The sequence below is a fragment of the Enterovibrio sp. QJM3NY_24 genome, from assembly GCF_057786035.1.
On sequence record NZ_CM173519.1, the window covers coordinates 1,457,148 to 1,468,371 of the forward strand.

An 11,224-nucleotide genomic window follows, 5' to 3' on the forward strand; every position below is an offset into this window, starting at 1 on the left:
CGGTTTAGAGTGATCGCCATAAACCGCATTGGGACAAAAGCGAGCTAGCACAAAGGGTATCTGTGCAGCTCGCTTTAGAGTGGACTTGGTTATTTATCTAGTTTCGCAGAGGCTTTTTTTCCAACAAAGTAACCCGCACAGAAGACCGCAACAAAGACGACGGCTCCCAACGCGTAAGCCAGTGCTTCTGGCGCACCTAGCCCAAATGCGAACGCAAAACTGATACCAAGGAATGCTTCTTTTAGCCATTCTGTCGCAGGCGCGTTAGTACTCATGCCTATCATGGCGACAAAGATAAAAAGGGCGATCAAGCCGACTTTCAAGCCGACGAGGGTGGAACGTTGCATAAATGGCTCCCGCTAAAATAACGGGGCCATTATACGATATATTTCACCGCTATAGGCACTGCGCCAGTTGACCTTTTTTGGTGGCGGCAAGCACACATCCGCGCTCGCTGTCAGACGCTGACTTGCACTGACCCATTAATTCTCCCGCTGATGGTGCCATCGCGCCAAGCACTTTTTGCGCATGGCTAACGACTTTGCCGCATTCGCTTTCTGGGACAGGGTCATGGCCTGAACATGCATTCAGACCAAATGCGAGTAGGGCGATAAATGTAGATTTTGCGGCAAGCTTGCTCAATGACATGTGTCCTTCCTTTAATCAGTATGATTTCAAATTAAGGGTAGGAGAGGAGTCTCATAAATGCGAAAGCGTGTGTGCGATAGTTAAAAAAACGGGTGCGATTCGCACCCGTTATCTTGGTTGTTATTGGAGATTGGCAAAGATTAATCGCCAATAAACCCACCCGTTTGATGTCGCCAAAGCTGCGCGTAAATCCCGCCGCTGGCAATCAATTCTTGGTGCGTCCCCTCTTCGGCAATTTCACCGTTATCGAGCACGATGAGTCGGTCCATCGCTGCAATCGTCGACAATCGGTGAGCAATCGCAATCACGGTTTTGCCTTGCATTAGTTCGTAGAGGCTTTCTTGAATCGCGGCTTCAACTTCGGAATCCAACGCTGCAGTGGCTTCGTCCAAAATCAAAATAGGCGCGTCTTTTAACAACACACGAGAAATCGCCACGCGTTGACGTTGACCGCCCGACAGTTTCACACCGCGCTCGCCAACTTGAGAGTCATAGCCATGGTTACCGTGCGTGTCGCTAAGCTGTTCGATGAAATCATGCGCCTGCGCTTTTCTACTCGCATCCAGCATGGCTTCTTCACTTGCATCGGGGTTGCCGTACAAAATGTTGTCTCGAATCGAGCGATGCAGCAGCGAGGTGTCTTGTGTCACCATGCCAATGTTCGCGCGTAATGAATCTTGTGTAACCGCGGAGATAGTCTGACCGTCGATTTTGATTTTACCGCCTTCGACATCATGAAAACGCATCAGCAGGTTCACCATGGTTGACTTGCCCGCACCAGAGCGCCCGACCAGACCAACTTTTTCACCCGGCTTGATGGTGAGGTTCAGCTTCTCAATCACGCCTTTGCCTTCACCATAGTGGAAGCTGACATCACTGAATGAAATCTCACCGTTCGGCACTGTCAGTACGGGTGCATTTGGTGCATCAGTAACTTCTACAGGCTTCGCCAATGTGGTCATGCCATCAACCACTGTCCCTATGTTCTCGAACAGCGCGCCGATCTCCCACATGATCCACTTGGACATGCCATTGATTCGCAGCGCAAGACTGACAGCGATGGCGATGGCACCAATGGAGATGGCTGAATCAAGCCATAGCCATATTGAAATCGCACTGATGGCGAAAACCAAGGCATAGTTAATGATTTCAACGGCGATATTAAAGCCTGTCGCTAAGCGCATTTGGCGATAAACGGTATCAAGGAAGGTATCCATGCCTTCTTCTGCGTACGCGGTTTCTCTGTCTGTGTGTGAGAAGAGTTTAACGGTGGCAATGTTGGTGTAGCTGTCAACAATGCGTCCGGTCATGAGCGAGCGCGCGTCGGCCTGTTCTGTCGAAACGGCTTTCAATCGTGGCACGAAGTACATCTGAATACAGATATACGCCATGAGCCAGATGATAAGCGGGATCATCAAGCGGATGTCTGCTTGTCCCACCATGACGAGCATGGTGGTGAAATACACCGCGATATAAACCGCGACATCGAGTAATTTCATCACGGTTTCACGTATCGACAAGGCGGTTTGCATCACTTTAGTGGCAATGCGTCCTGCGAAGTCATTTTGGTAAAACCCGATACTTTGTTTGAGTAAATAGCGGTGTGCCAGCCAGCGGATAGACATGGGGTAATTGCCAAGCAACGACTGGTGTAAAACAAGCGAGTGTAAGGAGACCAGCAGGGGCATAACAATAAGGACCAAAACACCCATCCAGATCAGCGTATTGCCTTCGTGTGCGAGAAACGTCGCTTTGTCTTGGTGGGTCAGCCAGTCAACCAGTTTGCCCATGAAACCAAATAGAGAGACTTCTGCAATCGCGATTAGCGCAGTCAGAAACGACATTGCGACCAATGGTCTTTCAAAACCCTTGGTGTAGTGACGGCAAAAGGCGAGCAAAGTATTGGGTGGCTGCTCTGGTTGTTCAGGGGGAAATGCCCTAGTGACACGCTCAAAGAGTTTGTAAATCATGGAACCTTCGGAATACAGAGTAATGATCGGCGATAGGAAGTTATCGGCAGAAGTTGACCCCATGATACGACTCTGCGGGGAAGAATAGCACTCTATTTGTATGAAAAATCATTCAGTTTTAGATTCAATTTCCTTAAGTGGACGTCATCTCTCTGTTGTCAGGTTTTTTTATAGCCTTGTAAAGAATGTATGACTTCTTTCACGTATGCAGTGCAGTGCAGTGGAGGACACATCAACTAGAGTTAAGCCAAATTTAGACGGTTGAGATACTTACAGCCTGTCATCAGGAGGCGATGTTAGATTTAAAATACCGTCATCAGTTTTATTCGCTACTTGGCACTAAGCTGCGTTTATATGGCATGGGGCGAGCAGAGATAAGCAGCCCAGTCAAAGCGGGATCTGCGGGGTTTGGTTTGGAGCTAAACACTCAAAAAGTCTGGTTGCCTGAGTTGTATCTCGAAACAGGCGCGACTAACGGCGATCTCAATCCAACCGCAGGGCAAGATAAATTTGGAGCCGGCGTGATGGGCAATGCGGGACTGCGCTTTAGTATCGCTGAGTTAGCGTTTGTTGGGGTGGAATACAATCTGGTCAAAGATCTGGTGAATAACGATCCAGAACTGCATCGTTTGATGTTTAGCGTGGGAATCAGGCTGTTCTAAAAAAGCCGGCTGATTTCAGCCGGCTCTGGTTAGATTAAAACGTTATCTGGCGCTATTGGCGTTAGCCACACACTTTAGACCAGCTACCGTCGCTTCCTGGTGCGGACGCTGTCCACCAGTTGGCTTGGTAGACTTTGCCGTCATTAACGACCTTGTCGCCCGTGTTAGCATGGCTTGGATTACCCTGCCAGTCAGTTTGTGGTAAGTCTGGGTAAACACTCAGACCCGTCGTATCACAAGTGCCTGGGTCTGGGTTGCCTGGATCTGTTGGACCGGTAGAACCGGACAGGTCAGCCAAAGGCAAATCACTGTACTCAAACGCGAACGCGTAATCGACACCGTTGATGTTAACGGTGTAGTTAGCGGGACCAGAGATTGGCAGGTAGTAAACCATATCCAATTCATAGCTATCACCTGCTGGCAGTGCTTTCCATGCTGGTAGCGAGAACGCAGCGCGGTGCATGTTACCCTCAAGGCCACCAATGTTGTTAGACTTGGTGTGACCTGAAACAATCACTTTCAGACCGCCACCAGACTGATCTTTTGCGTTGTCCGGCGAAGAGGTTGGAATGTCGAATTGGAATTCCGTTCCGCCCGGCAAATCAGTGCCAGTGTTGTTGGTGAAGGTGATCTTAGGGTTGATTGGGTAGTTCTGATCGCCCACTTTGAAACCACCGATTGAAACAGTGATATCCACGGCTTCCAATGGCATTGGGTTATCAGACAGCTTGTTTCCATATGGCGTGGCCGCCGCGAACTTGTTGTAGATCGCTTTGGTCATGGTGTTACCCATGTGGAATTCACCGTTGCCCGTCTTACATGCATTTTCTGTGTCATCGACGTTCGTTGTACGGTTACCGTTTGCGTCGAACAGGTAGCAGTTATAGTCACCTGCTAATTCCCAGAACATTACGCCGCCGATACCTTTGTCGATGATGTAGTCAGATTTCACGCCGACAGACGCTTCATCTTCGGTAGACAGGAAGACTTTCTTCTCTGCGTTCCACAACCAAGGTGCAACTGCAACGCTGTCGTAGTTACGCTCGTAGGTGCCTGTCAATACGTCCTGTGGGTCGTTCGCTGGGTCAAGCTTATATGCCGTCGCGTACGAACCAAAGATACCGTTTTCAAGGTTCTTTGCGTGCCACATTGGGTTGGAGCCTGCACCCATTTCGTTGCCTTTAGGATCGGTATCGTGCCACATGTTGTCGATACCTACAGCGCCGTTACCACAATTGTTCTTCTCGCCTTCACCGGTACCCGCTAAACACTCAGCTTGGTTTGGAAGGGCGGCTTTGCCCCACAGACCATTCTCGCCACCGGTGACATCTTGCCAACCACGGGTGTAATACGGCACACCAATGTTGATACGACCAGCAGGCATAGAACCACGGAAGTAGTGGTATGCCCAGTCGGTGTTCAGATAGCCCATGCCGCCATACTGGCTAGTGCCATAGACATTCCATGCAGCGAGTTCTGAATCTTTACCTGTATCGTACAATGCTGAGTTGTGACCAACGTGGTCATTCCACGCACCATGCAAGTCGTAAGACATGATGTTGACGTAATCGAGGTATTTAGTGACATCGAAGGTTTCCATGCCACGCAGCAAGTAACCTGATGACGGCGACGCAATGGTCAACATGTAGTGAATATTGTCATCAACCGATGCCTGATCGAGTTTCTCACGCAGTACGCGCATCAGCTCTTGATAAGACGCCCATAGATACGCACGACGCGGCTCCATGAAGTTTTTGTCATCTGGGTTGCCCGCACCTGCCATAGAGGTTGGGTATTCGTAATCGATATCCACACCGTCAAATTTGTACTTACGGATCATTTCAACGGCTGAGGTAGCGAATTTTTCGATGCCTGCATGGTTGATAGAACCGTCAGCATTGGTGGTCATGGTGTAGAAACCGCCGTCTGCGACACGTTTACCATCGGCGCCAAAGTGACCGCCTGTTTCCGCCCAACCACCGATTGAAATCAGTGTTTTAACGTCATGTTTTTTCTTGTAAGTAGCGAGTGCACCGAAGTGGCCTTTGAAGCCCAGTGCGGGGTCAATTTCAACGCCAGGCCATTCTTTACCAACAGCGGCGTTTGTTGGGTCGTTAACATCACCAATATTCACGTTGCCGTCGGAGCCAATGCTCACGAATGCATAGTTGATATGGGTGAGTTGTTCCCATGGAATATCGTTAACCAGGTAAGAGGCTTGCGGGTCATCACCCGAACGCCAGCTTGTGAAGTAACCAATGATTCGACGAGGGTGGTCGACACCCATATCTTCACGGCCATCTGCGTCATAAATCGTACAGTAAGGAACGTTTAGTCCCGCTGTTTGATAGAGACCTTCAGGGCGACAGTTTGAAACGGTTGGCGTGCCAGTAACGCTGACGCTAATTAGAGCAGAATCGGTTGATGCGCCTTTGTCATCTGTCGCTTTTGCATAGACAGACACTGAACCGGCTTTGTCCGTCATCCAATCAAACGTGTACGGTGCCGTATCAGCCGAACCTTTCAATTGGCCGGCGACGTAGAAATCAACTTTCGCGATTGTGCCATCTGCATCGGCGGCATCCGCAGTGAGTGTGACGACGGCACCTTGGTCAACGGCTGTTGCTGAAGTTGCAACTGAAACAGTTGGTGCTTCATTGCCAGGCTCAACAGTGCCTGCGTTGACAGTCACGCTGAGCGTTGTTGATTCAGTGATGGCACCTTTATCATCGGTTGCTTTAACCGTGATCGTGTGGGCACCTTCAGCGGCAGTCCAGTTTACAGAGTAGGGAGAAGAAGTGTCTGAACCGACTGACGCGCCATCAACGAAGAATTCGACTTTAGTCACAGAGCCATCAGTATCTGCTGCGGCAGCACTTAGCGCGACCACGTCACCGCTAGTGATCTTATCGGTTGCAGTTGGAGAAACCAGCGATGTGGTAGGTGCTTGGTTTTCTGGTGGAGTGACTACGCCGCCAGTGTCGCACTGGTCGATCTTTTTCCATTCTTGATAAGCGCCAGATGAGGTGGCAGGGCTGTTACCCATTGTCCACCAGTTCGCTTTATAGACATGGTTATCTTGCTGAACGGTAGAGCCGCCGCCATAAGCGACATTGTCTTGCCATTTTTGAATATTGGAGCAATCGGTTGCTGCTTGCGCGTTGAAAGCAAACATACACGCGACGGCGGTAGCCGACAGCGCGAAGCCTTTGCTCTTACGTTTCACATCCATGGAATTACCTCGAAAAGTTAACTAGTTATTGATCTATTTGTAATTAGCGCGACTTAAATCGCGTAATAAATAAAGTAGTGGAGTTGCAATTATGAGACACGTCTGTTTTGGTCAGAGTTAGATCTTTAGTCAGTATCTGAAGAAAAAAGCTTTTCGCTTCTGGCGGCGATTCACAGTTTCAACTGACATATATTCATCAAATGCATGAATTATGTGCGGTGAATAATTGAACAGGATTACCGTATGGTAGACCAATGTCTAATCAGGATTGTTGACAATCTTGGTTGATATGTGGGCTGTTTGTGGCTAATAATTAATCTATAGCGAAATGTTGTCGACAATCTGGCGGCTTCTGCGATTCAGTATCCAAAGACATTGTCGACACCAAAGGAATTGCACAATGAAAGATGTCACCAAATCTGAAGGGATGACCGAATGGCTAATCGAAGCCATTGTTAGTGGGAAATTTGCGTCGGGCAGTAAAATTTCAGAACCTGAATTATCCCGTGAATTAGGTGTCAGTCGTGGCCCACTTCGTGAAGCCATGATGCGCTTGGAATCGATGGGGTTGGTAGAGCGCGTGCCACATGTTGGCGCACGTGTTGTGGCGATCAGTGCCGCGCAGCTTTCCGATATTTATGCCGTGCGTGAAGCCTTAGAAGGCATGGCGATTCGTCAGGCCTGCCAACATATTACAACGCAAGAAATCGAGGCATTAAAAAAGTTACTTCATCGTCACCAACAGCATATCGACGATGTTGATGGCGCGACATATTTTCATCAGCAGGGTGATTTTGACTTTCACTATCGCATTATCCAAGCCAGCAGGAATAACAAACTAATCAGCTTGCTGTGCGGTGAGCTCTATCACTTGGTGCGTATGTATCGCACCCAATCAACACGCACTCAGTCTCGCCCAGAGCGCGCGTTAGAGGAGCATGTTCAGATCTTAAGTGCATTAGAAGAAAGAGATGCAGAACTGGCAGAAATATTGATGCGAAGACACATACGACGAAGCGGTGAATTGGCAGCGAAGCAACTTAATTCAGACAGGGAGAAAGCCTCATGAGCGCAGGGAAAAAATTTCGCGACGCAGTAGCAAACAGTAGGCCGTTACAAGTGATGGGGACGATCAATGCCTATACCGCGATGTTAGCGGAGCAAACCGGCCATCAGGCTATTTACCTGTCTGGCGGTGGTGTCGCAAACGCCTCTTTTGGCTTACCCGATTTGGGGATCACCACACTCAACGATGTGCTCGAAGATGCGCGCCGTATTACGGATGCATCAAGCTTGCCATTGCTGGTGGACATCGACACGGGTTTCGGGGGGGCATTCAGCATTGCTCGCACGGTGCGTGAGATGGAACGAGCGGGTGTGGCGGCGGTGCATCTTGAAGATCAGGTTTCACAAAAACGCTGTGGGCATCGACCAAACAAAGCCATTGTGAGCCAAGCTGAAATGATTGACCGCGTCAAAGCGGCAGTAGATGCAAGAACGGACCCGAATTTCGTCATCATGGCGCGTACCGATGCATTGGCGGTTGAGGGGTTAGACTCTGCCTTGGAACGTGCTCAAGCTTGTGTTGAAGCCGGTGCGGACATGATTTTTCCAGAAGCCATTAATACCCTCGAACAGTACAAAATTTTCACGCAAGCGCTTAACGTCCCTGTGCTGGCAAACATTACGGAATTTGGTCAAACGCCTCTGTTCTCGGTCAGTGAATTGGACGAAGTTGGGGTTGATCTCGTGCTGTATCCGCTCTCAGCATTTCGTGCCATGAATCAGGCGGCACTGAACGTTTATCAGCAAGTGAAAGCCGATGGTCATCAACGCAATGTTGTCGACACGATGCAGACGCGTGATGAGTTGTATCACTACCTCGGTTACCACAATTACGAACAGCAGCTCGACAACCTGTTTGCTGAGAAAGAATGAGTTCGCGTTGAAATAGAAACGCTGAAACAGAAAGCTTGAAGCACAAAGATGAAACAAGATATTGAAGCAGAAAAAGCAGTAGGGAAACACATAAAAACAATGAATTAGTCAACGACAAGGAGCATACCATGACGGACAAAAACAAGCCGTTGAGCGGAGAAGGACTACGAGGTCAAAGTGCGGGCAGCACGGCTTTGTGTACGGTCGGAAAATCGGGCACGGGATTAACCTACCGAGGTTACGACATTACGGATCTTGCTAATCACGCTGAGTTTGAGGAAGTCGCGTATCTCCTGTTGAAAGGCAAGCTACCGAACGCGCAAGAATTGAAAGATTACAAGCAAACCTTGGTCCACAAAAGGGGCTTACCTTCGGCTTTGTGTAGCGTACTAGAAAGTATTCCTGCTGATGCTCACCCCATGGATGTGATGCGCACCGGTTGCTCCATGTTGGGTAACCTTGATACCGAATTGGATTTCTCAGAGCAGTCAGACAAATCCGACACCATTCTCGCGCACCTTCCCGCCATGATTTGCTATTGGTATCGCTTCTCACATGATGGCGTACGCATTGATACCGCCGCGAGCGATCAAAACAGCATTGCGGGCTATTTCCTCGACATGTTGTCTGACGACACGCCATCTGATCTGCATATCCGCGTCATGCATTGCTCGTTAGTTTTGTACGCTGAACATGAATTCAATGCGTCCACCTTTGCAGCTCGGGTGTGTGCTTCTACCTTGTCGGATATTCATTCGTGCGTGACTGCCGCCATTGGCACCTTACGTGGGCCGTTGCATGGCGGCGCGAACGAGGCCGCAATGGCGATGATTGAAAACTGGACCACACCCGATCAAGCAGAAACCACGCTAATGGGAATGCTGGCGAACAAAGAAAAAGTGATGGGGTTTGGGCACGCGATTTATCGTGAGTCCGACCCGAGAAACGCGCTGATAAAAGCATGGTCAAAACAGCTGTCTGAGTCTTCGTCTGAAGCGGCATTGTATGACGTATCGGAGCGTGTCGAGCAGGTAATGAAACGTGAAAAAGATCTGTTCCCTAACGCTGATTTCTTCCATGCCTCGGCGTATCACTTCATGGGGATCCCCACCAAGCTATTCACGCCCATATTTGTGATGAGCCGCGTTACAGGCTGGTGTGCTCATGTCTTTGAGCAACGTGCCAACAACCGAATTATTCGACCAAGTGCGGACTACATTGGGCCAGAGCATCAAGACTGGTTGCCAATCGAAAAACGCCAATAAGTGATTAAGGAAAGGAATCTAAACATGTCAATGAATGTCGATGTAAACCAGCGTCCCGAGCCTGATGCACTGCTACAAACCATTGCCGATTATGTGTGCGATAAAGAGATCACTTCTACGGAGGCGTACAACACCGCGCGCAATTGCCTGATCGATACCCTTGGGTGCGGGTTGTTGGCGTTACGCTTTCCAGAGTGCACTAAGCATATGGGACCACTGGTTCCGGGCACAACAGTAAGAAACGGTGCGCGCGTGCCGGGCACTTCCCATGAACTCGATCCGATCACAGCTGCATTTAACATCGGCTGCATGATTCGCTGGCTGGATTTTAACGATACTTGGCTCGCCGCCGAGTGGGGACACCCATCAGATAACCTGGGCGGCATTCTTGCCACCGCAGATTATCTTAGCCGTATTGCTGTGTCAGAAGGTAAACCTGCTTTGACCATGCACGACGTGCTAACGGCGATGATTAAAGCCCATGAAATTCAAGGTGTGTTGGCACTAGAAAACAGCTACAACCGCGTTGGTCTTGATCACGTCCTTTTGGTGCGTGTTGCGTCGACAGGCGTGGTTACACGAATGTTGGGTGGTAACCGCGATCAAGTCATTGATGCATTGTCACAAGCGTGGGTGGATGGTTGTTCGCTGCGTACTTATCGTCATGCTCCGAATGCAGGCTCACGTAAATCTTGGGCAGCGGGCGATGCGACCTCGCGTGCGGTTCGATTGGCCATGATCACCATGAAAGGTGAAATGGGCTTACCGTCTGTACTGACCGCTGAGAAGTGGGGCTTTTATGATGTGCTGTTCAAAGGTGAATCATTCCGCGTGAACCAGCCTTTTGATGCCTATGTGATGGAAAATGTTCTGTTTAAGATTTCATTCCCTGCGGAATTTCATGCACAAACGGCAGTGGAATGTGCCGTGACCTTGCACCCGCAAGTGGCGAGTCGCCTCGATGAGATTGATCGTATTGAAGTGACCACGCATGAGTCTGCGATTCGTATTATCTCCAAAGTGGGCGATTTGGCGAACCCCGCCGATCGCGACCATTGCTTGCAATACATGCTTGCTGTGCCTTTGATTCACGGCGATTTAGTGGCCGAGCATTATGAAGACAGTTTTCACCGAGGCGACAGCCGAATTGATGCGCTGCGCGAGAAAATGACGATTGTTGAAGACACGCGCTACAGCGAAGAATATCTCGACCCAGAGAAACGTTCGATTGCGAATGCGGTACAGGTTTTCTTCACTGATGGGTCGTCGACCGAGAAGGTAGAAGTGGAATATCCGATTGGTCATCGTCGTCGCCGTGAAGAAGGGATTCCCGTGCTTGAGGACAAATTCAAACGTAACCTCCTCACGCGTTTTCCGGCGGCGCAAGCAGATAAGATTTATACGCTTTGTTTAGATCAAGACACCTTGATGAAGACGCCGGTAAATACCTTTATGGAGATGCTTACCATTAATTAGTGTTTCATCAACAAGCCAACATAAGGCTTGAGA

The 11,224-nt window shown here is 49.5% G+C and carries 9 protein-coding genes; 5 read left to right on the plus strand and 4 right to left on the minus strand.

The window, feature by feature from the left end; genetic code table 11:
• Positions 1-89 precede the first annotated feature (89 nt).
• From AC3CIC_RS06440 to AC3CIC_RS06450, 3 genes are all read right to left on the minus strand, one after another.
• Entirely contained in the window at positions 90-347 is a 258-nt protein-coding gene (locus tag AC3CIC_RS06440) for a hypothetical protein (RefSeq protein WP_016958127.1), read from the minus strand.
• Positions 348-396: 49 nt separating this feature from the next.
• Positions 397-648 carry a hypothetical protein gene (locus tag AC3CIC_RS06445; RefSeq protein WP_016958126.1) on the minus strand — a complete coding sequence of 84 codons (252 nt, stop codon included), beginning with the start codon at positions 646-648 and terminating at the stop codon, positions 397-399.
• A gap of 140 nt (positions 649-788) precedes the next feature.
• A complete protein-coding gene (locus AC3CIC_RS06450) occupies positions 789-2,615 on the minus strand; it encodes an ABC transporter ATP-binding protein (RefSeq protein ID WP_488515881.1) in 1,827 nt (608 codons plus the stop codon).
• A 296-nt stretch (positions 2,616-2,911) separates the two neighbouring features.
• Here AC3CIC_RS06450 and AC3CIC_RS06455 point away from each other — a divergent pair, with 296 nt between their 5' ends.
• Entirely contained in the window at positions 2,912-3,280 is a 369-nt protein-coding gene (locus tag AC3CIC_RS06455) for a hypothetical protein (RefSeq protein ID WP_488515670.1), read from the plus strand.
• A gap of 61 nt (positions 3,281-3,341) precedes the next feature.
• Here AC3CIC_RS06455 and AC3CIC_RS06460 read toward each other — a convergent pair whose 3' ends face one another.
• Entirely contained in the window at positions 3,342-6,512 is a 3,171-nt protein-coding gene (locus tag AC3CIC_RS06460) for a chitinase C-terminal domain-containing protein (protein ID WP_488515671.1), read from the minus strand.
• Between the two features lie 400 nt (positions 6,513-6,912).
• Between AC3CIC_RS06460 and AC3CIC_RS06465 the strand changes: the two genes are divergently transcribed.
• From AC3CIC_RS06465 to AC3CIC_RS06480, 4 genes are all read left to right on the plus strand, one after another.
• Positions 6,913-7,581 (plus strand): GntR family transcriptional regulator, encoded by a 669-nt coding sequence (locus tag AC3CIC_RS06465; protein ID WP_488515672.1) that lies wholly within the window; start codon positions 6,913-6,915, stop codon positions 7,579-7,581.
• Entirely contained in the window at positions 7,578-8,450 is an 873-nt protein-coding gene (gene prpB, locus AC3CIC_RS06470; RefSeq protein WP_488515673.1) for a methylisocitrate lyase, read from the plus strand. Before AC3CIC_RS06465 ends, prpB begins: the two co-directional genes overlap by 4 nt.
• 128 nt (positions 8,451-8,578) lie before the next feature.
• Complete coding sequence (gene prpC / locus AC3CIC_RS06475) at positions 8,579-9,715, plus strand: bifunctional 2-methylcitrate synthase/citrate synthase (RefSeq protein ID WP_394211948.1); 1,137 nt, start codon at positions 8,579-8,581, stop codon at positions 9,713-9,715.
• Positions 9,716-9,739: 24 nt separating this feature from the next.
• Positions 9,740-11,191 carry a bifunctional 2-methylcitrate dehydratase/aconitate hydratase gene (locus tag AC3CIC_RS06480; protein ID WP_488515674.1) on the plus strand — a complete coding sequence of 484 codons (1,452 nt, stop codon included), beginning with the start codon at positions 9,740-9,742 and terminating at the stop codon, positions 11,189-11,191.
• The last annotated feature ends 33 nt before the right edge of the window (positions 11,192-11,224 follow it).

Coding starts and splice junctions, on each gene's coding strand:
- prpC (WP_394211948.1), top strand. CDS start 8,579: ATGACGGACAAAAACAAGCCGTTGAGCGGAGAAGGACTACGAGGTCAA.
- AC3CIC_RS06465 (WP_488515672.1), top strand. CDS start 6,913: ATGAAAGATGTCACCAAATCTGAAGGGATGACCGAATGGCTAATCGAA.
- prpB (WP_488515673.1), top strand. CDS start 7,578: ATGAGCGCAGGGAAAAAATTTCGCGACGCAGTAGCAAACAGTAGGCCG.
- AC3CIC_RS06460 (WP_488515671.1), bottom strand. CDS start 6,512: ATGGATGTGAAACGTAAGAGCAAAGGCTTCGCGCTGTCGGCTACCGCC.
- AC3CIC_RS06445 (WP_016958126.1), bottom strand. CDS start 648: ATGTCATTGAGCAAGCTTGCCGCAAAATCTACATTTATCGCCCTACTC.
- AC3CIC_RS06455 (WP_488515670.1), top strand. CDS start 2,912: ATGTTAGATTTAAAATACCGTCATCAGTTTTATTCGCTACTTGGCACT.
- AC3CIC_RS06480 (WP_488515674.1), top strand. CDS start 9,740: ATGTCAATGAATGTCGATGTAAACCAGCGTCCCGAGCCTGATGCACTG.
- AC3CIC_RS06440 (WP_016958127.1), bottom strand. CDS start 347: ATGCAACGTTCCACCCTCGTCGGCTTGAAAGTCGGCTTGATCGCCCTT.